The sequence below is a fragment of the Pseudohaemophilus parahaemolyticus genome, from assembly GCF_938021905.1.
Classification (GTDB): domain Bacteria; phylum Pseudomonadota; class Gammaproteobacteria; order Enterobacterales; family Pasteurellaceae; genus Haemophilus_A; species Haemophilus_A parahaemolyticus_B.
The window spans coordinates 38,296-63,824 of sequence record NZ_CALIFA010000070.1 but is presented as its reverse complement, the minus strand read 5'-3'; the positions used below and the strand labels follow the sequence as shown (position 1 = coordinate 63,824).

Sequence of the window (25,529 nt, the reverse complement as noted above, 5' to 3'; positions counted from 1 at the left end):
TTAAACCACCATTTGGATATTGAATGAAATTAAAACCGATTATTTTAGGCTCGCTACTGGCAATGGGTGTAGCGAGTTATTTTTATATAAAAAGCAATGATAATGCTGAGCAAATTTACTACATTACCGAACCTGTAACCAAAATGACACTTGATAAAAGCGTGCTTGCGACAGGCTCTGTGCGAGCAAGCCAACGAACCGAAGTAGGGGCTCAGGTGTCTGGTAAAATCATTTCTCTTAACGTAAAACTCGGACAAGCGGTCAAAAAAGGCGATTTAATTGCAGAAATTGATGCAAGCAACCAAAGTAATAGCTTAAGCACGGCAGAAGCGAATTTAGCCTCTTATCAAGCGAAATTGAAATCGGCACAAGTCGCACTTGATGTCGCACAATCGAATTACAATCGTTTGAGCCGACTCTACAAAACGAACAGCACCTCACTTTCTGAGTTAGAGACAGCAAAAAATACATTAGCATCCGCTAAAGCGAGTGTTGATGAGGCTAAATCACAAATTAAGTCTGCTCAAATCTCGGTAAGTGATGCTAAAACAAATTTGAATTACACTCAAATTCTTTCTCCGATGGATGGAGTGATTGTTTCTGTGCCCGTCTCGGTTGGACAAACGGTAAACTCAAACCAAACGTCACCAACGATTGTGCAAGTGGCAGATCTTTCAAAAATGTTGATTAAACTGGAGGTTTCAGAAGGCGATATTGCCCAGGTACAAGCAGGTCAAGCGATCCGCTTTACCACACTTGCTGAGCCAAACCATTCCTATGAAAGTAAGATTGATACGGTTGACCCCGCTTTAACGACATTAACCGACAACAATTACACGGAAGAATCAGGCAATACGGAGGCAGTTTATTATTATGCCAATTCGTTTGTAGATAATGCCGAAAATAGATTACGAATTGGTATGACGGTACAAGGGCAAATCAATATTGCCAAACGTGAGAATGTGCTTGCAGTACCCACTTCCACGTTAAAAAAACAAGGCGATAAAACAATTGTACAAGTGCTGAAAAATAACAAAGTGGAAGAAAAAACTGTGCAAACAGGCTTAAAGGATAGTCAATATACAGAAATTCTTTCAGGGCTTGAAGAAGGTGAGCAAGTGATTGTGACACAACGCTCAGGGCAAGAAAAAGTTGGCTTTGAACTGAAGAGAAGGATGTTTTAAGTTAAATAGGTAATGTGTAAAAACATTACCTATTCTTTTTATTGTTAAAATAGTGTGATCTAGATCACGTTTTTCAATATTTCTATTACATCTTTTCTTAAAATCCTTTCTATAATCAATTTAACAATTCATAAAAAGGAGTGATTATGAAAACATTAGGCGAATTTATTATTGAGAAACAAGCGGAATACCCACAGGCAAAAGGGGAGCTGAGTGGCATTCTTTCTTCTATCCGCTTGGCGGCAAAATTTATCCACCGCGAAATTAACCATGCGGGCTTAAGTAAAGATATTTTAGGTGTTGCAGGCTCAGAGAATATTCAAGGCGAAGCCCAGATGAAATTGGATGTTTTTGCTAACGAAACAATGAAAAAAGCCCTTATTGCACGTGAAGAAGTGGCTGGATTTGCCTCTGAAGAAGATGACACTTTCATCTCATTTGATACTGAACGCTCTCGTAATGCAAAATATATTTTAATGACTGACCCGCTTGATGGCTCATCAAATATTGATGTGAATGTATCTGTGGGCACGATCTTCTCTATCTATAAACGTGTTTCACCAATCGGTACGCCAGTGACGATGGAAGATTTTTTGCAAGAAGGAAGAAAACAAGTAGCGGCGGGTTATGTCACTTACGGTTCATCTACAATGTTGGTTTATACCACGGGTAACGGCGTAAACGGCTTTACTTATGAGCCATCGCTTGGCTTGTTTATTCTCTCTCATCCTGATATGCAAATGCCTGAAAAAGGGAAATATTACTCTATCAACGAAGGGCAATATGTTACCTTCCCGCAAGGTGTAAAACGCTTTATTAAATACTGCCAAGAGAGTGATGAAGCAACCAAACGTCCATACTCTTCTCGTTATATAGGCTCATTGGTTTCCGACTTCCATCGTAATTTGCTCAAAGGTGGGATTTATATCTACCCAACCTCAACTGTTTATCCGCAAGGTAAATTGCGTTTACTTTATGAAGGCAATCCAATGGCATTCTTAGCTGAACAGGCGGGTGGTTTAGCAACTGATGGCATTAACCCAATTTTAGATATTAAGCCAACTAAACTCCACCAACGTGTGCCGTTTTTTACAGGCTCTAAAGAGATGGTTGAAAAAGCGGTTGAATTTATGCATGAATTTGCAGAATAATATTTATAAAAAAGAGCTGGTATAAACCAGCTCTTTTTTAATAACGGTGATTATTTAGACGCTTTTAACTCTTGGTAATATTTCTCGTAAAGTTCGATTGCATCACCCACATCGTCTTGCCATTGTGATTCTTGCAGCACTTTTTGTGTTGGGTAAATCGCTGGATCTTGCGTAATCTCTTTCGGTAATACTTCTAATGCTTTTATATTTGAAGTTGGGTAACCGATAGCAAGCGTAAGTTGCTCAGAAACTTTCGCACTTAATAAGTAGTTGATTAACTTATGTGCATTCTCTTTATTTTTAGAGTTTGCTGGAATCGCTAAAGTATCAACCCAAAGTACCGGGCCCTCTTTTGGGAACACCATATCAATAGGGGCTTGTTCTTTCTTCGCAATACGCACAGAACCGTTCCATAATTGACCTACAGACACTTCACCAGAGATGAATGAGTTTGCAGGGTTGTCAGAGCTGAATGAAAGTACGTTTGGGCGTAATTTTTTTAACTCTTCATAAGCTGCTTTGATCTCTTCAGGATCTGTGGTATTTGGATTTTTGCCTAATTTTAATAATGCGATGTTGAATACTTCACGTGCATCATCTAACAATTGGATTTTGTTCGCAAATTCAGGTTTCCATAAATCCCCCCAAGAGGTGAATTGGCCGCCTTTGTAGTTGTTAGTGTTAAATGCAATGCCTGGGGCACCTAAAAGTTGAGGTAATGAATATTTGTTACCTTTATCGTAAGGTTTGTCTAACCAGTCAGGGTTTAATTCTGCGATAACGGGTAATTTGCTGTGATCAAGCTCCGCTAACATTCCTTCTTTTGCCATTTTAGACACAAAGTAATTGGAAGGTGCGATTACATCATAACCGCCATCTTTACCTTGAAGTTTTAACTTCGCATACATTGTTTCGTTAGATTCAAGGCTAGATACCTCAACTTTAATACCAGTCTCTTTTTGAAATTGATCTAACAAACCTTCAGGTACATACTCAGTCCAAGTATATAAGTGAACAGTGCCAGCATCAGCTGGGGCAGTAGCCTCAGTTGTTTTTGCCTTTTCTTCATTACAAGCTGTTAATGCCAATGAAGCCACACCTGCAGCGAATAAACCTGCGAATTTTTTCATTTAGTTTTCTCCGTTAAGAAAAAAGATAAAAGCGGTCGGATTTCTCCGAAGTTTGACGAATCTTCCACACCAATCAATGGCAATGAAATCGAAGGGATTTTAAGCTACCCCCCATATTTTGCAAGCCTTTTTTGCCCTGAAGAAGGATTTATTTTCCTATTCTTCTTGAATTTCGCTAATTTGCTATTATATTAAACCAGATTTTATTTTACTGAATTTAAGAGGATTTTGTATGACTACTCAACAAGAAAAAGCACAAGAGCAAAGCACAGAACAAGAAAATGTAGAACTCCAACAACCTGAAGCGGTTGAAGAGCAAGTACAATCAGAAAATAGAGAAGAGCAACCTGTAGAAGCTGAATTAGCGGCAGCTTATGCTCGTATCAATGAATTAGAAATTTACGTTTCAGAAATTGATGCCCGTGAAAAAGATATTCAATTACGTGCCCAAGCAGAAATTCAAAATATTCGCCGTCGTGCTGAGCAAGATGTGGAAAAAGCCCATAAATTTGCATTAGAAAAATTTTCAAAAGAGTTATTAACAGTGGTAGATAACCTTGAACGTGGCTTAGATGCATTAGATAAAGCAGTTACTGATGAAACAACACAAGCGTTAGTTGATGGCGTAGAAATGACCCACAAAGAATTCATTTCAACCTTAGGCAAATTTGGTGTAGAAGCAGTAGGTGTTGTTGGTGAAGCATTTAATCCTGAACTTCACCAAGCGATTTCAATGCAACCCGCTGAAGGCATTGAGTCGAACCACATAAGTGTCGTGTTACAAAAAGGCTATACACTTCAAGGTCGAGTGCTACGTCCAGCAATGGTTATGGTGGCAAACTAACACGTGTACATTGTCTCTAATTATATCGTTCAGCCCCACTTTAATGGGGCTATTTTCATATTTAATCCCTGAAAAATCAGTATGAAACCAACATCTCCCCAATTTTCGCCAAAAAATCCTAAAAAACGACCGCTTGATGACACACAAAAAGCGTTGATTGCTCAATTAAAAGATCTTACCACCAGCGATTATCGTCGTTTGTGCTCTCGCATTTATGGCTTATCTAACGTGAAAAAGCCAGAAACAAAACAAGCAATTCAAACAGAAATTGAACAAGATATTCTCACAGCACAAGCCCATTTTTCTGCTCGTAAAGCTCATCAAGAAAGCCTTAAAATCAACTATCCTGACCTGCCTGTTTCGGGACGCCGTGAGGAAATTCTCAAGCTAATTGCAGAGAACCAAGTCGTAGTGATTGCAGGAGAAACAGGCTCGGGCAAAACCACCCAGTTACCGAAAATGTGCTTGGAGCTAGGGCGTGGCGTGAAAGGCTTGATTGGGCATACCCAACCGCGCCGTATTGCTGCCCGAGCAGTGGCAAACCGTATTGCCGAAGAATTGCAATCAGAGATAGGCACGACGATCGGTTATAAAGTGCGTTTTAATGATCAAGTGAGCGAAAATACGTTAGTCAAATTGATGACGGACGGGATTTTGCTGGCTGAAATTCAGAACGACCGCTATTTAAACCAATACGACACGCTCATTATCGACGAAGCCCACGAACGCAGCCTTAACAACGATTTCATTTTGGGTTATCTCAAACAGATTCTACACAAACGTCCTGATCTGAAAGTGATCATCACCTCGGCGACTATTGATGTGGAACGCTTTTCACGCCATTTCAATAATGCGCCGATTATTGAAGTATCGGGAAGAACCTTCCCTGTGGAAGTACGTTATCGCCCGATTGTGGAAGAAGGCGATCAAGACCAACTGCAAGGTATTCTAAATGCGGTAGACGAACTGCAAGCCGAAGGACGAGGCGATATTCTGATCTTTATGAACGGCGAACGTGAAATTCGCGACACTGCGGAAGCGTTACAAAAGCAGAATCTGCATTTTACTGAAATTCTGCCGCTTTACGCTCGCTTGTCTGTAGAAGAGCAACAACGCATTTTCCGTCCGAGTAGTCTGAACCGTATTATTTTAGCCACCAACGTGGCAGAAACATCGCTTACCATTCCGAATATTAAATATGTGATTGATACAGGGACGGCACGTATTTCACGTTATAGCTATCGTACTAAAGTGCAACGTTTGCCGATTGAGCCGATTTCACAGGCTTCTGCCAATCAGCGTAAAGGGCGATGCGGACGTGTGTCTGAGGGGATTTGTATCCGTTTATATTCAGAGGAGGATTTTAAAAGCCGCCCTGAATTTACCGATCCTGAGATTTTACGCACCAATTTAGCTTCGGTTATTTTGCAGATGGCATCGCTTGGGTTGAGCGATATTACTGCATTTCCATTCGTGGATTCGCCCGATGTTCGCCAAGTGCAAGACGGGATTCGCTTGCTTGAAGAATTACAAGCGTTTTACATTCGCAAAACTAAATTTGGCGAAAAACATGAACTCACCCCAATCGGTCACCAATTAGCACAATTACCTATCGATCCACGTTTAGGAAGAATGGTGATTGAAGCGGCGAAAAATGGCAGTTTGCACGAAGTGATGATGATTGTCTCCGCACTTTCGATTCAAGATCCGCGTGAACGCCCGCAGGAAAAACAACAGGCGTCAGACGAAAAACATCGCCGTTTTGCCGATAAAGATTCTGACTTTTTAGCATTTGTGAATCTATGGCATTACATTCAAACCCAGCAAAAAGAGCTAAATAAAAACCAGTTCCGCAAGCAGTGTCAGAAAGATTACCTCAACTATTTACGCGTGCGGGAATGGCAAGACATTTATCATCAACTCCGTTTGTCGGTACGTGAAATGGGCTTGCCGATTAACACGATTGAAGCAAATTATCAGCAAATTCACACCGCTTTATTGGCGGGCTTGTTATCTTATATTGGCTTAAAAGACAGTGAGAAAATGCACTATCAGGGGGCGAGAAACACACAGTTTTTCATCTTTCCAACTTCTGTGCTTTTCAAAAAACAGCCTAAGTGGGTTATCGCTTCCGAGCTGGTTGAAACCACCAAACTCTGGGCAAGAACGGTAGCAAAAATCGAACCTGAATGGGTCGAGCCGTTAGCACAGCATTTGGTGAAAAGCAGTTACAGCGAGCCACATTGGGCGAAATCCAAAGGGGCGGTAATGGCGTATGAAAAAGTCGCCCTCTATGGCATTCCGATTGTGCAAAAACGCTTGGTTAATTATGGCAGCATTGACCCAACGGTGAGTCGCGAAATTTTTATTCGCTCGGCAATGGTGGAAGGTGAATGGCTGAATAATTACAAATTCTTCAAAGAAAATAACCGCTTGATCAAGGAAGTGGAAGATCTTGAACACAAATCTCGTCGTCGCGACATTTTGGTGGACGAGCAAGTATTGTTTGACTTCTACGATCAGCGTGTAGGCACGGAAGTGGTCTCTAGCCGCCATTTCGACAGCTGGTGGAAAAAGGCAAGCAAAGTCGATCCTGAATTACTCAATTTTGAAAAGTCATTCCTGATGAACGAGGGAGCGAACAAGGTTTCCGAGCGAGACTTCCCGAATTTCTGGTATCAAGGGAAGCTAAAATTGAAGCTAACTTATCAATTTGAAATAGGTTCAGAGGCTGATGGGGTGACGGTGCATATTCCGCTGCCATTGCTCAACCAAGTAGAGCCTGAAGGCTTTGACTGGCAAATACCAGGGCTACGCCACGAGTTAGTGGTAAGTTTGATTAAATCATTGCCGAAAGCGGTACGTCGTAATTTTGTGCCTGCACCGAACTATGCCGATGCTTTTTTAGGGCGTGCCGAACCGTTAGCTAAACCGTTGCTAGAAAGCCTGACTTACGAGCTTCGCAGAATGACCGGCGTAGCGGTTGAGACTGAATTGTGGGATTATTCGCAATTGCCCGCACACTTAAAAATGACTTTCCGCGTGGTAGATGAAAAAGGCAAAAAAATCACCGAAAGCGGTGATTTAGATGCACTAAAATTCCAGCTCAAAGATCAGGTGCAAAGTATGCTTTCCAACATTGCCGACGATGGCATTGAGCAAAGTGGTTTGCATCTCTGGAGCTTCGCTGATTTACCGCAATGCTACGAGCAGAAAAAACAGCATTTCAGTGTGAAGGCGTACCCTGCGATTGTTGATGAACAAACCGCCGTGGGCGTGAAATTGTTTGAAACTGAAGCAGAACAAACGCAAGCGATGCAAGCAGGTTTACGCCGTTTGTTATTGCTAAATGTGCCTTCGCCCATCAAATATTTACACGAAAAACTACCAAACAAAGCGAAACTCGGCTTATATTTCGCCCCGTTTGGCAAGGTGTTGGAACTGATTGACGACTGCATCGCTTGTGCGGTGGATAAGTTGATTGATGAGTTCGGCGGTTTTGTCTGGACGGAAGAAAAATTCCGTGAACTTCAAGAGTTTGTGCGTGTCAATCTGAACGACACTACCGCAGAAATCGCCTTGCAAGTGGAAAAATGCTTAACTTTAGCATTTGAACTCAACAAACGAATGAAAGGCAAAATGGACTTCACGATGGCGTTTGCGTTGTCGGATATTAAAGCCCAATTGGCAGGCTTGGTGTATCCGAATTTCGTGACTCAAACTGGCTATCAACGGCTTGCCGATCTTTACCGATATTTGACCGCTATTGACAAGCGTTTAGACAAACTCGGTACAGATACCAACACTGATCGTGCTAAAATGCTACGTGTTGAGCAGGTTCAAGAAGCCTACAAACAGCTGCTTGCTAAACTGCCAAAATCGAAAGCAATTCCAACAGAAGTGCTAGAAATTCGCTATATGATCGAAGAACTCAGGGTAAGTTTATTCGCTCAACAAATTGGTACAAAATATCCGATTTCAGATAAACGAATTTTGAATTTAATTGCGGATATGAAATAATAACGCAAATTTATTTTTTAGGAAAAATTATGAAAACAGTTGCAGTCATTACCTCAACAATTGGGCGCCCTCATCTTGAAAGAGCGATTTTAAGTGTTCAACAACAAACTTATCCTTGCAAACATTACGTGTTTGTTGATGGAGAACAATTTGCGAAAGATGCAAAACAAATTTTAGATAAATATCCCCATGTTATAGCAACTTATTTGCCGATGAATACTGGAGCAAATGGTTGGACAAACAGCAGTATCAATGCTATCGCCCCCTTTTTAGTAAAAGAAGACGTAATTTGCTACTTAGACGATGATAATTGGTATGAAGCAAATCATGTTGAAAATAGCTTAAAAGTACTCAATGAAACAAATGCAGATTATGTTTTCTCATTGCGTAATTTGTATGATGATCAGGAAGAATTTATTTGCCAAGATTTGTTAGAATCCATAGGGCATTATGATAATAATTTACCAAATCCTTTTCCGTATTATCTCAACATCAATGAACAAACCTTCAAATGCCAAACTGAAGTACATAAAAAAGAAGGGCATATTGATACTAACTGCTATTTAATTAAACGTGCATTAGCCTTACAGGTTTCTCACTTTTGGTATAGCGGACAAAACAACGATACCAATTTTTATGCAATCTTGAAAAAAATAAAAGCAATCGGAAAATGCTCTAAAAGTTTTACAGTCAACTATGTGATGGAACCTGAGAAATTCGATCCGGGCTTCTATCCTACCATACAAACTATAGCACCAAATATGCCAAAACCAGTAATGGCACAGATATTTAAAGAAATGTTTAGAATGAAAATGCGTCAAGTGATGGAAATTAATGGCGGTGTTTATCCTTGGAATAGGGATGAATAGTGATTAGGTCTAAGCGGTTAGATTTCTGCAAAATTTTGCAAGAAAATAACCGCTTATTTTTTGTTGGAACCATAATTAAAATTTCTAATGATAAAAATTCTATTCATAAAATTACTTTTCTCTTTCTTTTTTACTGAAAAAGTTCTCTTTTAACATACTTAAAGTTTAAAAAATAATCATTCAAGCATAGTTTTTCTAATTTATTGCATTATTTTTTATAATCTATCTTTTCAAATAAAAAAAGTTTTGATACATTGCAAGCCATTCCAAAACACAGCATTTCTTAAAAATTTAAAATCTTACAGGAGAAAACTATGAGCGACTTAAACGCACTGTTCCAAAAAATCAAACAACGTGATCCTAATCAAGCACCATTCCATCAAGCTGTTGAAGAAGTTTTCGGCTCTTTAGCACCGTTCCTTGCAAAAAATCCACAATACACTAAACATAGTATTTTAGAGCGTATTGTTGAGCCTGAGCGTGTAATTACTTTCCGAGTAACGTGGGTGGATGACAAGGGTAATGTACAAGTGAACCGTGGTTATCGCGTACAAATGAACTCTGCGATTGGTCCTTATAAAGGTGGTATCCGTTTCCACCCAACTGTGGATTTAGGCGTATTAAAATTCTTAGCGTTCGAACAAGTTTTCAAAAACGCATTAACGACATTGCCAATGGGGGGCGGTAAAGGTGGTTCAGACTTCGATCCGAAAGGCAAATCTGATGCAGAAGTTATGCGTTTCTGCCAAGCGTTTATGACTGAATTATCTCGCCACATCGGTGCAGATACAGACGTACCAGCAGGCGACATCGGTGTAGGCGGTCGTGAAATCGGTTATATGTATGGTCAATACAAAAAATTACGCAACGAATTTGCTTCTGTATTAACAGGTAAAGGCTTAACTTGGGGCGGTAGCTTAATTCGTCCTGAAGCAACAGGTTACGGTGCGGTGTACTTTGCAGATGCAATGCTTGCAACCAAAGGTCAAGGCTTTGAAGGCAAACGCGTGGTGATTTCTGGTTCAGGTAACGTAGCGCAATATGCGGCTGAAAAAGCAATCCAAAAAGGCGCGAAAGTGTTAACCGTTTCAGATTCAAACGGCTATGTGTTATTCCCAGATTCTGGTATGACTGAACAACAATTAGCGGATTTATTAGTGCTTAAAAATGAACGTCGCGAACGTTTATCTGTATATGCGCAAGAGCAAGGCATTCAATACTTCGAAAGTCAAAAACCTTGGGGTGTAAAATGTGACATCGCCCTTCCGTGTGCAACTCAAAACGAATTAGATGGCGAAGCGGCAAAAGAATTAGTGAAAAACGGCTGTATCTGTGTGGCTGAAGGCGCGAATATGCCAACCACATTAGAAGGTGTGGAAGTGTTCATCGCAGCGAAAATCCTTTACGCACCAGGTAAAGCAGCAAACGCAGGTGGTGTGGCAACTTCAGGCTTAGAAATGAGCCAAAACGCAATCCGTTTATCTTGGACACGAGAAGAAGTTGACCAACGCTTATTCGGCATTATGACCGCAATCCACGAAAACTGTGTGGAAAACGGCACAGAAGCAGACGGCTATGTGAACTATGTAAACGGTGCAAACATCGCAGGCTTCAAAAAAGTGGCAACCGCGATGTTAGAGCAAGGCGTTTTATAATGAACTAATCCTTCTTAGGATTGTGATTAAAATAAGCTTGATGCCAAGCCGAACTTCGTGTTCGGCTTGTTTTTATTTGATATTTTCCCTCCTCAAAAATCACTTTCACCATACCCACCTTGGATGTATCTAAAATCTGCACGCCATGCTTTTCCAGTCGTTCGACGACATTTTTATTCGGCATTTTCCACGCATTCCAACGCCCAACTGAAATCACCGCAATATTAGGTTTGGTTGTTGCCACTAAAATCTCGCCTGTGCTTGTTTTACTACCATGATGCCCGACTTGTAAGAAATCGATTTTTCCAATTATCGGAGAAAAAATTCGCTCTTGCTCTACGCCTGCATCGCCCGTAAAAAGCAATTTCAAGCGGTCTATTTCGACTAATAAAGTGCAAGAATGTTGGTTTTCTGCCCGCTTTGTGATTTGTTCGGGGAAAATTGCAGTCAGCTTTATGCTGTCAAATTGCCATTCTTTGCCTGCAACACAAGGTTTTGGAATACGCTGAGCATAAGCTGTTTGTCCACTTGAAAAGAGCTGAGCATGAGGGTATGCCACCAGCAGATCGGCAATGCCCCCTGAGTGATCGTTATCATCGTGGCTGATAAAAATCGCTTTAATCTGAATATTATTGCGTTTTAAATAAGGCAGCACCTCTAAATTTGCCATTGAATTGCGTTGCGATCCTTCTCCCCAACTTGCTCCCGTATCGTAAAAAATTGCCTGTTTTTGACCGCTTGCGTCTTGGTAAACCAAGGCTTGAGCCAAGCCCTGACCAATATCAAATGTAATCCATTCGATGTAATGATCTTTTTTCAGATAGCCAAGCCCAGCAAGATAAATTGAAGCTAAAACGGTGCTTAATTTGGCAAAAAACTGCCAAGATTTCAGCCAATTTTTCGTATAAATACCGATCAGAATCAGTGTATAAAATGCGAGCAAATGCCATTGATTTTGTTGAGATAAGGTTATCCACGAATGAGAAAGTGGTTTAATTAGCCATAAGCTAAATTGTGCTAACCAGTCTGCCAATTGCCAAGTGTAGGTCAGGTTATCTGTTAAGAGAGTAAATAGAATCACCGGCACAAGCACAAGGCTGTAAAGAGGGACGATTAATAAATTGGCTGTAAAACCAAGCGGAGAATAACCTTCAAAAAAGAAAAATTGTACGGGCGAAAAAAGGAAAAAAATGCCCATTTGTAAATGCAATAATGATAACACAGGCTTGAAAAAGGGGCGGTTTAGCCAATTCGGAATGAGCCATTCAAACTGTTTAAGCGGGAAATAGCGATACCACAAAATCAGGCTTGCTACAGCTAAAATTGAAAGCCAAAAGCTGTCAGATAATATCGTAATCGGATCTAAAATCAGCAAGATCGCAACAATACGCCACCAAAATTGGCTAGGCGTGTAATGCTTGCGTGCAAATTGGCAAAGCAAAATCAAACTAATCGCAAAAATCGCTCGAATGGTTGGAATAGCAAAACCAGCCAAATAGCTGTAACTTAAAGCAAAAGCAAAGCCCATTAAGCGAGGAAATAGATAAGAAAATCCCATTCGCTGTACAAAATTATAACAACATTTTGCACGGAGCATAAGCCATTGCCCTAGCTTGGCGAACCAAAAGCCGAAACCAAAGGCAAGCACGATATGCAGCCCTGAAATGGCAATCAAATGCGCGGTGGTGGTTTGTTGGAAAATTTGCCAATGATCTGATTTCAACCAAGCACGTTCCCCAAAGGCAAGAGCTAGTAATAGCCCTTGGGTTTCAAGCGTTTCGGTTTGTTGATAAGTGCGATTTATCCATCTGGTTCGCAGGGGCAAGTGATTGGCGTGAGCAAATTCTGCCTTGCGAACAGTCGCCAGCCCATCAATATCATTAGCGAAATACCAACGTTGACGGTCGAAATTACCGATATTGCTACGTCCAGAAATTGGGCGAAGATTGAGCTCTGCTTGATAAGTGGCATTTAATTGCAAAGGCGTTTTGGCTTGCCAATTTAGATAAATTTTTTGACCGCTCGTCAGTTGCCCAACAGCGGTTTGGTATTCTTGTTGCTTTAAAATTTTAATGATTTCAATCTGTTGCGTGCTTTTATAAGCGGTAAAATTTTCTGCCTGATTTGCAATTTTTAACACTTGCCCATAACTTAGCAACATTATCAAGCTCAACATAAACGGCAAAAGCTGCTGCTTAAAGCCAAAATAAAGCATCAAGAGTGTAGCGAATAACATCGTAGGCAATAAAGCCTGTTGTGGCAGCCATAAAACAGGCAAAAAAGAGAGACAAAGAAGAATGAAAAAGCGGTCTAATGTCATAGCAATCTGTTTTTGCTAGACAGTATGCCAAGAAAGGGAAAAGTGTGCAGAATTTTCTTTCAAATTTTCGAGCGTGATCGAAAAAATTTAGCAACTGCATCTATCTAAAAAAGAAAAAAATACAGCTGCTAAAGGATAAGATTTATGGTTTCCGTCTCATCACTGCCAACGCCACAATCAAAGCACTTAAGCTATAAAGTACCGTATTGCCCCATAAACTAAATGGTGTTTTGCTTATTACAGGAGAAACCTGAGCGGTAAGTACTCCTTTCTCAAATTGCGGCAATTGATGAACCACTTTGCCGTTTGCATCCACTATTGCAGTGATTCCTGTATTGGCAGAGCGAAGAAGTGGCTTGCCAAGTTCTAAAGCTCGCATTCTTGCCATTTGGAAATGTTGCCAAGGGCCAATAGAAGTTCCAAACCATGCATCATTAGTAATAGTTAAGAGATAATCGCTATTGTGGTTTTTTTGGTTTTGTTGCACTTGATCGCCAAAGATAATCTCATAGCAAATCGCTAAATTAAAACGGGTATTTTTCGTCTGTAATGCAGGTTGAACAAATTCCCCTTGCGATAAATTGATTGGCAGAATAAAGACCTCACGCATCCAATCTAACACTGAGCCAAAAGGCACGTATTCGCCAAAAGGCACGAGGTGATGCTTTTTATAGCGAGGTGCTTGTTCCGCATCATAAGGTTGTTCATTCAGTAATAACGCACTGTTAAAGAGTTGATTTTGATTATCTTGATAAAGCGTGCCGATAATAATATCGCTTTGGCTTTCCGCAGACGCATTTTGCATTGAGCTAAGCAATGGGGAAATCTGATTTTCCAATGCGGGAATTGCCGATTCAGGCAGAATAATCACCTCACTTTTTCCAAGCAATGGACGAATAAGATCCACATAGGTTTGCACTGAATAGTCGAAATGAGCAGGATCCCATTTCATTTTTTGTTCAATATTGCCTTGCACAAGGCTCACGGTAAGCGGTTGTTTTTCAGCATCAATTTGCCAGAAATTGGCAAAACGTGTGGCAAAGCCGACCGCTATGAGCAATGCAAAAGTCGCAAGCGGTTTAATTTTTCGATTTTCTTGCAAAATAAATTGAACAAGATAAGTAGCAATCACAATAATGAAGAAAGTAACACCTTCTACGCCAAAAATCGGGGCGATATGGGCAAAAGGGCTATCAACTTGACTATAACCGAGCTGAAGCCACGGGAAACCAGTAAGAACGACGCCACGGAGATATTCCGTTCCAGTGAAAAGGCTTGCAAGCACAAACGGATTTTTCAGCTTAAATTTATGCACACCCCAAGTAAAGAGCAGGTTGTAGAGTGCGAGGTAGCAAGCAAGCAGCAGAACTGCAAGATAGCTAATCACAACAGGTACACCGCCGAATTGAATCATACTGACGTGAATCCAATTTACACCAATGCCAAAATAACCAATCGACCAAGCAAAAGTTGCCCACAATGCGGTTTTTCGTTGTGATAAAGTGGCTGACCAGATTAAGCCAAAGGCGGAAACAAAGGCGATAATCCAGTAATTAAAAGGCGAAAAGGCGAGTGTACCGATTGCGCCAAAGAGAAAACTGATGATGCAAGCGATTAAACGAGGGGGATTTTTTATAGAATTTAACATAATGAAGAACTCAAATGGGTATGCAAATTGAAAAATGTATGGTAATTGTACGTGCTCTTCACGTAGGGCTACTCGAAAATCATATATGAAAATAGGCGGGGATAACCCCCGCCCCTGCGTTTAAATTAATTGATAGTACTATTCTTCCGATTCTACCTGACGGCTTTCCATTCGTTCTAATTGCTCGTCTGAAACGGTTACACGTAATTGAATCAAACGGCGATTGTCTGCAGAAGTCACTTTCACATTCATTTGTTCAAGCTCAATCTGCTCACCACGTTGTGGCAAGTGTCCGAAAGCTTGCATTACCAAACCACCAAAGGTATCTACTTCTTCATCGGTAAATTCGGTGGTGAAAAAGGCATTGAATTTTTCAATATCCGTTAAAGCGGAAACGGCATAAGTATGGCGAGAAAGTTGGCGGATTGGTTCGACTTCTTCTTCATCAAACTCATCTTCAATATCGCCCACAATTTGCTCTAAAATATCTTCGATGGTGACCAAGCCAGACATCGCACCGAACTCATCGACCACCAATGCCATATGGAAGCGTTCAGAGCGAAACTCTTTGAGCATTCGATCCACGCGTTTACTCTCTGGCACAATTACTGCAGGGCGAAGAATGGCTTCCATATTAAATTCTTCTGCATCAGAACGGAGATATTTGAGTAGATCTTTAGCAAGCAAAATGCCTTGAATGCTATCTTTGCTATCATCTAAAATCACAGGGAAACGAGAATGGGCAGATTCAATAATAATATCCACGCAAGCTTCAAGCGGCAGTTTTGAATCAATCGAAATAATTTGAGGACGAGGGATCATAATATCACGCACACGAAGTTCGGAAATTTCCATCACTCCTTCAATCATCTCTTTGGTATCGCTATCGATCAACTCATTTTCGACCGAATCACGGATCACTTCTACCAAATCTTCACGGTTTTTAGGTTCTGTTTGGAAGATACCTAAAAACGACTGAATTAAATTCTTTTTCTCTGTTTTTTCTGTTGAGCCGAGGCTCTGATGTTCATCACTCATAATCATTCCTGTTAAAAAATTAGCGTGATTTTCCCACAAAAATAACGCCTTGATAATAAAATTATTTCTATTTTGTTTAATTTAGCATAGCATAGACATCACTTTTTTTAAATCCATTACAATTTAAGGAAATATGATGAAATTAGCAAAATTGATGATGACAACGACCGCTTGTTTGGTGGCAACGTTTGCGACTGCGGGCACATTAAAAACCCCTAACTCAGTGGAAATGTTAGCGTTAGATGGTCAATCCGTAAAACGCTGGGAAAATGTCCAAATTAACGATACTAAAACGCACCAAGTGGTGGTGAGTGTGGGTGATATTGTGGATGGGAAATATTTTTCAATGAATCCAATAGTATTAACTTTTGAGGGAACAAATGAAGAAATGACACTCGTTGTGCCTCAATTCCGCTCATCTCACGATGTCAATAAATTCCAAGCAAATCCAACCTTTAAAATTCAAACCGCATCAGGCAAAGAAATCCCGTTTAAACAAGATATGTTAAAAGGCGAAGGCTTTGCACCGAATAGCCGAATTGAAGACAACCTTGTCAAGTATAACGCAAGTAAAGGCGTGGCGGCTGTTCCTGCATTTGTGAATGCGACTTTTGAAGCAAAAGGGCAAATTGTGGTAGAAACCAAAAATGTAAAAGAAGAGCAATTGCAATTACTCTTCTCTAAAGCAGATAAAGAAACACAACAACGTTTCTTAGAATGGGCAAAAAAGAACGCTAAATAACTTTAGCAAGCAAATAGCTCCCAAAATGCCTTAATAATCGGCTCTTGTAAGCGTTTTTTTTGCACACAAATGCCTAATTCGAAAGGTTCAATGGGCTTTTTTAAGTTAAGGTAAGAAACTTGATTTGCTACGGGGCTATGCTTAATCACTACATCGGGCAATAATGCTACACCACAACCTAATGCCACCATCGGGACTATCGCTTCGTGTCCTGCAACGGTGGCATAAATTTTAGGTTCTTTAATTTTTTGCGATTTAAACCACGCTTCAATACGCTGGCGTGCGGAGCCTTCAAGCGGTAAGATAAACGGCATATTTTGCCAATCAATCGGATCTTGCTGAAGCAATTGTGTTGCAGAGCAAGCCACGCGAGGAATAATCAATGAAAGCGTAATATCGTCAATATGCTGAAATTCGATATTATTTGGCAAATTGTTTGGCTTACCCGCAAGGGAAATGTCAGCTTGTAAGGAATGCACCGCACTGACTGCATGAGCTGGGTCGCCCGTAATCAATTTGATTTCAACCTTTGGATAACGCTGACGAAACTTCTCTAACATTGCAGGCAAATGGCTATAAGCTGCTGTTACTGAACAGAAAAGTTGCAACTCGCCTTCTAATTCTCCTTGATGGGGAGAAAGTGCATTTTTCATCGCTTGCCAATCTGCCCAACTCTGTTTTGCAAATTCCAAGAATTTTTCACCAGCTTCTGTAAGATGCACTTGGCGGTTATCTCTGACTAAAAGCGGTTGTTCTATCTCCTCTTCCATTCGCTGAATATGGCGTGTAAGAGTTGAAGCACTCATATAGTTTTTTTCCGCAGTGCGGATAAAACTGCGGCTTTGGGCGAGGTCAAGAAAGAGTTTTAGGGATTGGAAGTCCATTATTTACCATTTTATTTAATAAAGATTCTAATTGAATAGCTATCTTTTCTTCCGAAAAGTCTAAACTACGTTGAATAGCTTTTTTAGAATAAGAGTCTAGAATATCTTTATTATTTAATAAATGATAAACTGTATTTACAAAGTTCTCTTTATCATGCATATCAATTAAATAGCCATATTCATGATTTCTTCCAAGAATTTCTGCAGGGCCAGTCGGGCAATCCATTGCAACAACAGGCGTTCCTAATGCCATACTTTCTAATAATACAGTTGGTAACCCTTCGGACTCCGAAGTATGAACAAAAAGATCTGCGTGCTTAAAATAAGGATATGGGTTTTTAATTTCTCCTAATAATAAGCAATCATTTTCTAGACCAAGCTTCTTGATTTTTTCTTCTAAAAGAGCTTTGTTTTCTCCATCTCCAATAAAATAAAGTTTATGTGTGATGCCTAAATCTTTTAATTTCTTATATATATCAAGGAGTTCGAAGTGTCCTTTATCATGACAAAGTCTAGAAACTTGTAATAAGAAAGGACTTTCTAATAAATTAATAGCTTTTTCATCTATTAATTTACTTTTTTCCTCTAACTCATTTATATTTATTGGATTAAATAATACCTCTATATTTTTCTCATTATATGATAATAGATTAATAATCTTTTCTTTCATATCGTGACAGATTGCAATAACAAGATCATGTTTAGAAAAGACTAGCTTTGATTTAATAATATTCTTAGGATTTGGGTCTAGTTGACTGTGAATCCATCTAATAGTTTTTTTATTAATCTTACCATCTTTTATTAAAAAATCTAAGCAATCAGAAAAGTTAATAATAACATCATATTCAGCAATAACACTCTTTACCTTTCTAGAAAATTTGATTTTATAAAAAAGCTTTAAGAATTCATAGTGTAATTTTCTAAGCAAACTTTTCTTTCTTAGGTTGTTTGCTAATAAAAATGAATCATAATCACTTTCTTTGAAAATATAATCTAAATTATAAAATTTTAAATCTTGCTTAAAAAAATCATTTTCTAGATTATATTTTATTATAATATCTACCTTATGATTTAAGGTGTATAAAATTTTAGCGTAGTTAGTAAGTATTCTCTCTACCCCACCTGCTACTAACCATTTATGTATAATAAGAATTTTCATTTATTCACCGAAAATAAATCATAAATAAATTTGTTTACATTATCTTTTGTTTTATATATTTCTCTTAATATCTTTGTTTTTAAGCTACGTTTTCCTTGTTGTTTATCTACTGGAATATTACTTTCTTTTGAAAAATCTGGCTCAACACATGCAGGAATAATTGCAAGATGGTCTAATTTATTTTCCCAGTATCTCTCCATCATAATATCGACATCTAAGATCCACTCGTTACAGTAGTCTAGTAATTTTCTTGCTGCATTAGGATTAATAAAATATCCTGTCGCATTTCCCCATCCTTTTTTATATCGAGCGACTTGGAGTTTTTCTGAAGAGTAAACTACTTTTCCTTTCTGATTTCGTCTCGCAGGTGCAGGAGGACTTAGCCAGAAAAACTCAAAAGTATTTTCATTTGATTCAATAAAATTCAATACATCAGGAAAATTAGAATAAATAATAGCATCATCCTCTAAAACTATAATTCCTTGATTTAATTCAATACATTTCTGCCATAATAGATAATGACTTGCAAAACAACCTAACTGAGATAAACTCATATAGTGTCCTTTTCTTGCAAATCTTTTCTTCTCATTATATTTTGAGAATAAAGGGTGGTTAGGTTCTTCTTTGCCATACACCGCTTTAAAGAATTGATAACCTATCTTTTGAGGTAAGTTATCAAATTGGTTATATATAAAATCTCGTCTTTCTTTGGATTTTTCTAGGTTTATTATATATATTTTGATTTTAGTATTCATGTTATCCTTTTCTAACTGTATTTATTACTGGTTTTAAACGAAAATGAAAGAATGTACAAATTATTTATATATTATAAGAATGGGATGATGGTTTGTTTTGCAATTCTTTTTTCTTTCATTCTTTTCGGTTTTGTAATAAGCTTGATTAGCTTATCAAAGATATTTTCTTTCTTCTTTTTATTGTATGCACTATGTGCAATTTCACTATTGAAAGAAGGCGATTTTTTATTTAATGTAGTGTCTTGTATACACAATGCGGGAGTTAATTGGTAAATGTCTAAGTTGGATCCTTTTAAAAAAGTATCAAACATAAGCACATCTAATGGTTTTATATCTTCAGGAGAAAGCGTTAAAAATAGCTGGGTAAGTACTTTTGCTGCATTATTTGTAATTACATATCCTGCTGTACCAAAATGTACGTTTTCAAGCAACCTAATTTCTCTATTTTTATACTCTTTTTTATAACTTTTTCTTGTTTCATCAGGTTTTATCGGCATAAGGTAAGTTTCAAGTCTAATAATAGAATTTTTATTGTCTAAAAATAAATTAGATATCCAATTATTACCCGAAGATAAAAAGTCGTTAGCATTTTTACCCAGAAAAATATCATCTTCAAAAATGAAAATATAAGGTAAATTTTCATCAATACATTTTTGCCACAATATATAATGGCCCATAAAGCAAGCTTTCTCACCTTCTGAAAGAGATGCTTGAGATAGATTTGGAAGGTATTTCTGGATTAGCTGATTTAGTTGCTCAGAAGGCATGAGAGCATCATAAAATTCAAAAGGAATATCCTGTTTGCCAAATTCTTGTTTTATATGTTCTCTACGTTGAATAGCCGTAGGTAAACTGATAATGTAATTAGTATGCATATATAAATATTGAGGATTACTTTGTATATTATCTTATTTTAATAGAAACATATTCTATTTCCATTAAATATGCTCCAGCACCCAACAATTATGAATATGTGGGTTGCGTTCAAAATCTAGCGGAAGCGTTTTTTTCGAGATATTTTCTGCTTTTAAGCCTAACTCGGCTAAGCCTTCCATATCCATTTTAAAGCCACGTTTATTGTTTGAGAAAATAATCGTGCCGTCTTGGGTAAGAATGCGTTTGAGTTGGCTCATTAGTTTGATATGGTCGCGTTGCACATCCCAGCTTTCATTCATTCGTTTTGAGTTAGAGAATGTTGGCGGATCAACAAAAATCACTTCAAAACGTTCACGACATTCAGTCAACCATTGCAAGCAATCGGCTTGGAATAAGCGATGATTTCTTAATGGAATTTCGTTAAGTTCTAAATTCTGTTCTGCCCAATTAAGATAAGTGTTTGACATATCCACTGTTGTGGTCGCTTTTGCTCCTTGTAATGCGGCGTGAACGGTTGCTGAGCCAGTGTAAGCAAATAGATTAAGGAAGGTTTTGCCCTTTGCCATTTCACCCACCATTTTACGCGTTAAGCGGTGATCTAAGAACAAGCCTGTATCAAGGTAATCGGTAAGATTCACCCACAATTTTGCCCCATATTCATTTACGTAGAAATAGTCGCCTTTATTTGCCAATTTTTCGTATTGGTTCGTGCCTTTCTGTTTTTGGCGCACTTTGAGCACCAATTTATTGGTTTCTACACCTGTTACATAAAGCGTTGCGGAAACCGCATCCAACAAGCGTTGTCGAGCTTTTTGTTCATCAATATTTTTGGGGGCAGCATATTCTTGCACCACAATGTGATCGCCATATCTGTCTACTGCTAAATTATATTCTGGTAAGTCGGCATCATATAAGCGATAAGCATCTAAGCCTTGTTGCTTCGCCCATTTTTCAATTTTCTTGATGTTTTTGGCAAGGCGATTTGCGAAATCTGTCGCTACTTGCTGCTCTGGTTTAAATGCCAGTTCGTTTTGCTCTGTGTTTTCAAGACGTTGCGTGATGGAGTAGTTTTTTTGCACGCAATCAAGCGGTCCATTTTTCGCTTTAAATTGACGAGCTGAACGCAAACGCAAGCAGTTAAGCAATTCAGGTTCGCCGCTGAAAATCGAAGCATTCCAGCCTGTAAATTGCTGTTTTAAACGCTGACCAAACACTGAATAAAGGGCGATTAATGTAGGTGTTGTGCCTAAACGCTCACCATAAGGCGGGTTACAAATCACCGTACCTGTTTGCTCTGGGCAAGGATTTTTAAGTGCTGCAATATCGCCTTGTTGCCAGCGAATTGCCTCGCCAACGCCTGCATTGATCGCATTTTGTTTAGCTTTTTGCAGTACACGATGATCGAGATCAAAACCAAAAAATTGACCGCTTGTCAGTGCTTTTTCAGCTGATTTTGCTTCTTTCCAAACTTCGCCCCAAAGTGCTATATCGTGCCCCTTCCACGCGTGGAAACCCCAATGCTTACGCTGAATCTGCGGGGCAATATTTGCCTGCATTTGAGCCGCTTCAATCAGTAACGTGCCTGAACCACACATCGGATCAACCAATGGAGTATCTTGTTGCCAGCCAGAGCGTAATACAATTGCTGCAGCTAAAGTTTCACGCAATGGCGCTTTGCCTGTGTCTGAACGATAACCACGCATATGCAAGGCTTCGCCACTTAAATCAAGCGAAATCACCATATCATCACGGTTTAAATAGACGTGAATACGCACATCTGGAGCAATTTTATCCACAGTAGGGCGTTCAAAGCCTTTGCGTTCGAAGTAGTCTACGATGCCATCTTTCACACGCATCGCACCGAATTGAGTGTTGCGAATTTCACGGTTTGTGCCGTTGAAATCAATGAAAAATGTATCGCGAGGATCGAAGAGTTCCGCCCAGTTGTAGCCAACGACGGATGCATATAAATCTAAATCACTAAAGATTTTGGTGGTGACCAACGGCAGTAAAATGCGAGAAGCTAAACGGCTATGAAGCAAGGCTTGATATACGCCTTTTTGCGTGGTAGTAAAATGCACGCCGCCTTGAGTGACTTTACAGCTTGCTCTACAAATTTGTTCTAGCTCAGTTTTGAGCATCTCTTCAAAGCCACGTGCAGCAGTGGCAAAATAGGTTATTTGAGTGGTCATAAATTCATTCTTTTTATCAAAATTGAGGCTATTATAGCGGAACAAGCGGTTAAAAACTTACAAAGTTTTGCAATTTTTATTGGGCAAGAAGATGGCGATTTTTTTAGCTTAGATCAAAAAGAGTGCAATCTACCCAAAATGGGTAGCTTGTTTTAGGTAATCAGAGTGAGAAAATAGTCATCTTAATTAGTGTATAATAAGTATGAGGCAAGAAATGACTGAACCTTATAAAATTCTTTTAATTGATGATCATCCTTTAATGCGTAAAGGAATGCGTCAAATTCTTGAGCTCGAAACGGATTTTGTAGTAGTTGGGGAAGCCAGCAATGGCTCAGAGGGCGTTGCTCAAGCATTAAAACTTCAACCTGATTTAATTATGTTAGACCTGAATATGAAAGGTATCTCAGGCTTGGATACTTTGCGTTCATTACGTGCTCATGATGTGAATGCCCGTGTGGTAGTGCTTACTGTGTCGGACGAGCAATCTGATATTTTAGCGTTAATGGATGCGGGCGTGGATGGCTATTTGTTGAAAGATAGTGATACGGCAGAACTGATTGAAAATATCCAAAAAGCCGCACGTGGTGAAATGGCATTAAGCGAAACCGTGCGTCAGCATTTGCTTCGTCAACCAGAAAGCGATCCGCTTGCACAACTTACCGATCGTGAATTGGATGTTTTACAATGGATTGCAACAGGAATGTCGAACAAACAAATTGCCGCTCAGCTTTTTATTTCTGAAGAAACGGTGAAAGTGCATATCCGTAATTTACTTCGGAAATTAAATGTACATTCACGCGTTGCTGCAACAGTGCTTTACTTAGCTCAACAAAAAGGCTAATATTCGCCTCTTTTTTGAACGAAAGGATGGCAGACAATGGCGTTGTTGATTACCGCAAAATGTACCAACTGTGATATGTGTTTACCTGAATGCCCGAATGAGGCAATTTCGGTGGGCGATGAGATTTATGTTATCGATCCGTTGCTTTGTACAGAATGCGTTGGGCATTATGAAAAGCCTACTTGCCAGAAAGTCTGTCCGATCACCAACTGCATTATTACTGATAGCAATCATCAAGAAACCCAAGAAGAGCTTTGGGAGAAGTTTGTGTTGATTCATCATGCAGATCAGCTGTAATTCTTAATCAATTAAACACCGTAAGCAAATGCAAGCGGTGTTTTTTGTTGCTCATTTTCCAATATGTATTGAGCATATTTACGGAGGCAAATTTGAAAAAAAGTATTTACGATACCCCCATCTTTTTTGAACGCTATCAGCAGTTACGCCATAACCCTATCAGTATGAATGAAGTTGTTGAAAAACCTACGATGTTTGGAATGTTACCTGAATTGAAAGGCAAAAAGGTTCTTGATCTTGGTTGTGGAATGGGGGAGCACCTTGCTTATTATTTAGAGCAAGGTGCAAGTCAGGTTGTTGGATTAGATTTATCTGAGTTAATGCTTCACAAAGCGAAAGAAACGCTGTCTAAGAATTGGCAAGAGGGGCATAATTTTAAGCTCTATTGTTCGCCGATGGAATCTCTCGATCAAATAACTGAAAATCAGTTTGACCTCGTTGTGAGCTCTTTTGCATTTCACTATATCCATGATTTTTCGGATTTACTTGCAAAAATCTCAGCAAAAATGGCCGCTTACGGCACACTTCTTTTTTCACAAGAGCACCCTATTGTAACTTGCTATCGAGAGGGTTATCGTTGGGAGAAAAATGCACAAAAACAACAGGTTGCATATCGCCTAAATTATTATCGTGATGAGGGAGAGCGTAGCCGAAACTGGTTTCAACAATCTTTTAAAACTTATCATCGTACAATGGCAACCATCTTTAACCAGCTCATTCAAGCCAGCTTTGACATCGCTCAAGTAGAAGAACCTATGCTTGCGGATAAACCAGAATGGCATAACGAGTTTAAAGATTTACAACATCGCCCACCACTTTTATTTGTTAAAGCGGTAAAAAAATAACATTGTTTCGTAAAATTTGACTAGGGCATCTATGGCGTAATCTCGCTATAATACGTTTATTGATTTTATGCGAAAAAGGGCGAGATTATGCCACAACCTCATTCTACTATTCAGTTACCTCTCGAAATCTTGCGTTTCATTCCTAAAAAAGGGGCAATCACTGCCGAGCAAGTTCATCAAAAACTCTCTGAACTCGGGATAAAACGTGAACTTCGAACCATTCAACGCCAAATGAAAAAGCTCTGCGAGCAATTTGACATTGAATGCGATGAACGTGATAAGCCTTATGGATACCGCTGGAAACCAAATGCAAAAGGGATTGATTTGCCGATTTTAAACGAGCAGCAATCTCTTGTTTTAATGCTTGCTAAGCAGTATCTCAATGGTATTCTCCCCGCTAGCATTATGAGCTCAATGGAGGGATTCTTCCAACAAGCGGAATATAATCTGGTTTACGACAGTCACAAAAAATCGGGAGCAGAATGGCTGGATAAAGTCGCCATTGCACCAACCAGCCAACCCCTTTTGCCTGCTAAAATTGAACCGAAGATTTTCACAGAAATTAGCACCGCACTTTATAGCAACCGCCTATTAAATGTGCATTATCGCAATCAAACGGGCAAAGAACACAAAGCAGACGTTAAACCTCTCGCACTTGTGCAACAAGGCGCAGCCCATTATTTAGTGGTGCAATATGAAGATGGCAATATTTTCCATCTTGCCTTGCACCGTTTTCTCAATGCTACTGCAACCACGTTCACTTTTGAACGCCCAAAATTCAACCTAAAACATTATCTTGCTGAACAACATTTTGGCTTTGGTAACGGCAAGAAAATTCGTCTGACTTTCCGCATTGGTAAGCCTTATGGTTTCCATTTAACCGAAACGCCGTTGTCTACAGATCAAGAAATCACAGACGAAGGCGATACTTATTTAGTTCGTGCAACAGTGGTGGAAAGTGAGATGCTGAATTGGTGGATTGCGAAGTTTGGGGAGGAGATTGAGGAAATTAGTCGAGAGTATCTTTAATGCAACAGAATTTGTCGGATAGTTAGTTAAGATTTTCTAGGATTTTATTT

Annotated in this window: 20 protein-coding genes; 11 read left to right on the top strand and 9 right to left on the bottom strand. The window is 39.3% G+C overall.

Features of this window, described 5'->3' with window-relative positions; translation table 11 throughout:
* Positions 1-23 precede the first annotated feature (23 nt).
* The gene (locus tag QMF79_RS07635; protein WP_281773365.1) at positions 24-1,184 is read left to right on the top strand and encodes an efflux RND transporter periplasmic adaptor subunit; all 1,161 of its coding nucleotides are present in this window, start codon (positions 24-26) and stop codon (positions 1,182-1,184) included.
* 146 nt (positions 1,185-1,330) lie between these two features.
* Positions 1,331-2,335: a class 1 fructose-bisphosphatase gene (gene fbp, locus QMF79_RS07630; RefSeq protein WP_281773364.1), complete on the top strand. Its 1,005-nt coding sequence runs from the start codon at positions 1,331-1,333 to the stop codon at positions 2,333-2,335.
* Positions 2,336-2,385: 50 nt separating this feature from the next.
* On the opposite strand, the gene QMF79_RS07625 is transcribed toward fbp, so the two are convergent.
* Positions 2,386-3,465: an extracellular solute-binding protein gene (locus tag QMF79_RS07625; RefSeq protein ID WP_281773363.1), complete on the bottom strand. Its 1,080-nt coding sequence runs from the start codon at positions 3,463-3,465 to the stop codon at positions 2,386-2,388.
* A gap of 232 nt (positions 3,466-3,697) precedes the next feature.
* On the opposite strand from QMF79_RS07625, the gene grpE reads away from it, so the two are divergent.
* From grpE to gdhA, 4 genes are all read left to right on the top strand, one after another.
* Complete coding sequence (grpE, locus tag QMF79_RS07620; RefSeq protein WP_111312440.1) at positions 3,698-4,309, top strand: nucleotide exchange factor GrpE; 612 nt, start codon at positions 3,698-3,700, stop codon at positions 4,307-4,309.
* A gap of 81 nt (positions 4,310-4,390) precedes the next feature.
* Complete coding sequence (gene hrpA / locus QMF79_RS07615) at positions 4,391-8,329, top strand: ATP-dependent RNA helicase HrpA (RefSeq protein ID WP_281773362.1); 3,939 nt, start codon at positions 4,391-4,393, stop codon at positions 8,327-8,329.
* Positions 8,330-8,358: 29 nt separating this feature from the next.
* Entirely contained in the window at positions 8,359-9,198 is an 840-nt protein-coding gene (locus tag QMF79_RS07610) for a glycosyltransferase family A protein (protein ID WP_281773361.1), read from the top strand.
* Between the two features lie 314 nt (positions 9,199-9,512).
* A complete protein-coding gene (gdhA, locus tag QMF79_RS07605) occupies positions 9,513-10,853 on the top strand; it encodes an NADP-specific glutamate dehydrogenase (RefSeq protein WP_281773360.1) in 1,341 nt (446 codons plus the stop codon).
* A 4-nt stretch (positions 10,854-10,857) separates the two neighbouring features.
* Here gdhA and QMF79_RS07600 read toward each other — a convergent pair whose 3' ends face one another.
* The 3 genes from QMF79_RS07600 to corC all read right to left on the bottom strand — a co-directional run bounded on the left by QMF79_RS07600 (position 10,858) and on the right by corC (position 15,859).
* Positions 10,858-13,173, bottom strand: coding sequence for a DNA internalization-related competence protein ComEC/Rec2 (locus QMF79_RS07600; protein WP_281773359.1), 2,316 nt, complete (start codon positions 13,171-13,173; stop codon positions 10,858-10,860).
* Between the two features lie 142 nt (positions 13,174-13,315).
* Positions 13,316-14,821, bottom strand: coding sequence for an apolipoprotein N-acyltransferase (gene lnt, locus QMF79_RS07595; RefSeq protein WP_281773358.1), 1,506 nt, complete (start codon positions 14,819-14,821; stop codon positions 13,316-13,318).
* Positions 14,822-14,959: 138 nt separating this feature from the next.
* Entirely contained in the window at positions 14,960-15,859 is a 900-nt protein-coding gene (corC, locus tag QMF79_RS07590) for a CNNM family magnesium/cobalt transport protein CorC (protein WP_281773357.1), read from the bottom strand.
* A 136-nt stretch (positions 15,860-15,995) separates the two neighbouring features.
* Here corC and QMF79_RS07585 point away from each other — a divergent pair, with 136 nt between their 5' ends.
* Entirely contained in the window at positions 15,996-16,601 is a 606-nt protein-coding gene (locus QMF79_RS07585; RefSeq protein WP_005707585.1) for a DUF2057 family protein, read from the top strand.
* Positions 16,602-16,603: 2 nt separating this feature from the next.
* Here the strand turns inward: QMF79_RS07585 and ilvY are convergent, their stop codons facing one another.
* The 5 genes from ilvY to rlmKL form a co-directional block, all read right to left on the bottom strand.
* On the bottom strand, positions 16,604-17,485 hold the full coding sequence (gene ilvY / locus QMF79_RS07580; protein WP_281773356.1) for an HTH-type transcriptional activator IlvY: 882 nt from the start codon (positions 17,483-17,485) through the stop codon (positions 16,604-16,606).
* Positions 17,454-18,644: a glycosyltransferase gene (locus tag QMF79_RS07575; protein WP_281773355.1), complete on the bottom strand. Its 1,191-nt coding sequence runs from the start codon at positions 18,642-18,644 to the stop codon at positions 17,454-17,456. The genes ilvY and QMF79_RS07575 overlap by 32 nt, the downstream gene beginning before the upstream one ends.
* Positions 18,641-19,399 (bottom strand): glycosyltransferase family 25 protein, encoded by a 759-nt coding sequence (locus tag QMF79_RS07570; protein WP_281773354.1) that lies wholly within the window; start codon positions 19,397-19,399, stop codon positions 18,641-18,643. Before QMF79_RS07570 ends, QMF79_RS07575 begins: the two co-directional genes overlap by 4 nt.
* A 71-nt stretch (positions 19,400-19,470) precedes the next feature.
* On the bottom strand, positions 19,471-20,274 hold the full coding sequence (locus QMF79_RS07565) for a glycosyltransferase family 25 protein (RefSeq protein ID WP_281773353.1): 804 nt from the start codon (positions 20,272-20,274) through the stop codon (positions 19,471-19,473).
* Positions 20,275-20,337: 63 nt separating this feature from the next.
* Positions 20,338-22,467, bottom strand: coding sequence for a bifunctional 23S rRNA (guanine(2069)-N(7))-methyltransferase RlmK/23S rRNA (guanine(2445)-N(2))-methyltransferase RlmL (gene rlmKL, locus QMF79_RS07560; RefSeq protein WP_281773352.1), 2,130 nt, complete (start codon positions 22,465-22,467; stop codon positions 20,338-20,340).
* Between the two features lie 214 nt (positions 22,468-22,681).
* On the opposite strand from rlmKL, the gene QMF79_RS07555 reads away from it, so the two are divergent.
* The 4 genes from QMF79_RS07555 to QMF79_RS07540 all read left to right on the top strand — a co-directional run bounded on the left by QMF79_RS07555 (position 22,682) and on the right by QMF79_RS07540 (position 25,479).
* Entirely contained in the window at positions 22,682-23,308 is a 627-nt protein-coding gene (locus QMF79_RS07555) for a response regulator (protein WP_281773351.1), read from the top strand.
* A 36-nt stretch (positions 23,309-23,344) separates the two neighbouring features.
* On the top strand, positions 23,345-23,605 hold the full coding sequence (locus QMF79_RS07550) for a YfhL family 4Fe-4S dicluster ferredoxin (RefSeq protein ID WP_005707554.1): 261 nt from the start codon (positions 23,345-23,347) through the stop codon (positions 23,603-23,605).
* A gap of 92 nt (positions 23,606-23,697) precedes the next feature.
* A complete protein-coding gene (locus tag QMF79_RS07545) occupies positions 23,698-24,450 on the top strand; it encodes a class I SAM-dependent methyltransferase (protein WP_281773350.1) in 753 nt (250 codons plus the stop codon).
* 87 nt (positions 24,451-24,537) lie between these two features.
* A complete protein-coding gene (locus QMF79_RS07540) occupies positions 24,538-25,479 on the top strand; it encodes a helix-turn-helix transcriptional regulator (protein ID WP_281773349.1) in 942 nt (313 codons plus the stop codon).
* Positions 25,480-25,529: the final 50 nt, after the last annotated feature.

Coding starts and splice junctions, on each gene's coding strand:
- grpE (WP_111312440.1), top strand. CDS start 3,698: ATGACTACTCAACAAGAAAAAGCACAAGAGCAAAGCACAGAACAAGAA.
- QMF79_RS07600 (WP_281773359.1), bottom strand. CDS start 13,173: ATGACATTAGACCGCTTTTTCATTCTTCTTTGTCTCTCTTTTTTGCCT.
- QMF79_RS07625 (WP_281773363.1), bottom strand. CDS start 3,465: ATGAAAAAATTCGCAGGTTTATTCGCTGCAGGTGTGGCTTCATTGGCA.
- QMF79_RS07540 (WP_281773349.1), top strand. CDS start 24,538: ATGCCACAACCTCATTCTACTATTCAGTTACCTCTCGAAATCTTGCGT.
- hrpA (WP_281773362.1), top strand. CDS start 4,391: ATGAAACCAACATCTCCCCAATTTTCGCCAAAAAATCCTAAAAAACGA.
- QMF79_RS07555 (WP_281773351.1), top strand. CDS start 22,682: ATGACTGAACCTTATAAAATTCTTTTAATTGATGATCATCCTTTAATG.
- lnt (WP_281773358.1), bottom strand. CDS start 14,821: ATGTTAAATTCTATAAAAAATCCCCCTCGTTTAATCGCTTGCATCATC.
- QMF79_RS07550 (WP_005707554.1), top strand. CDS start 23,345: ATGGCGTTGTTGATTACCGCAAAATGTACCAACTGTGATATGTGTTTA.
- rlmKL (WP_281773352.1), bottom strand. CDS start 22,467: ATGACCACTCAAATAACCTATTTTGCCACTGCTGCACGTGGCTTTGAA.
- QMF79_RS07575 (WP_281773355.1), bottom strand. CDS start 18,644: ATGAAAATTCTTATTATACATAAATGGTTAGTAGCAGGTGGGGTAGAG.
- QMF79_RS07635 (WP_281773365.1), top strand. CDS start 24: ATGAAATTAAAACCGATTATTTTAGGCTCGCTACTGGCAATGGGTGTA.
- QMF79_RS07585 (WP_005707585.1), top strand. CDS start 15,996: ATGAAATTAGCAAAATTGATGATGACAACGACCGCTTGTTTGGTGGCA.
- QMF79_RS07610 (WP_281773361.1), top strand. CDS start 8,359: ATGAAAACAGTTGCAGTCATTACCTCAACAATTGGGCGCCCTCATCTT.
- fbp (WP_281773364.1), top strand. CDS start 1,331: ATGAAAACATTAGGCGAATTTATTATTGAGAAACAAGCGGAATACCCA.
- corC (WP_281773357.1), bottom strand. CDS start 15,859: ATGAGTGATGAACATCAGAGCCTCGGCTCAACAGAAAAAACAGAGAAA.
- QMF79_RS07565 (WP_281773353.1), bottom strand. CDS start 20,274: ATGCATACTAATTACATTATCAGTTTACCTACGGCTATTCAACGTAGA.
- QMF79_RS07570 (WP_281773354.1), bottom strand. CDS start 19,399: ATGAATACTAAAATCAAAATATATATAATAAACCTAGAAAAATCCAAA.
- ilvY (WP_281773356.1), bottom strand. CDS start 17,485: ATGGACTTCCAATCCCTAAAACTCTTTCTTGACCTCGCCCAAAGCCGC.
- gdhA (WP_281773360.1), top strand. CDS start 9,513: ATGAGCGACTTAAACGCACTGTTCCAAAAAATCAAACAACGTGATCCT.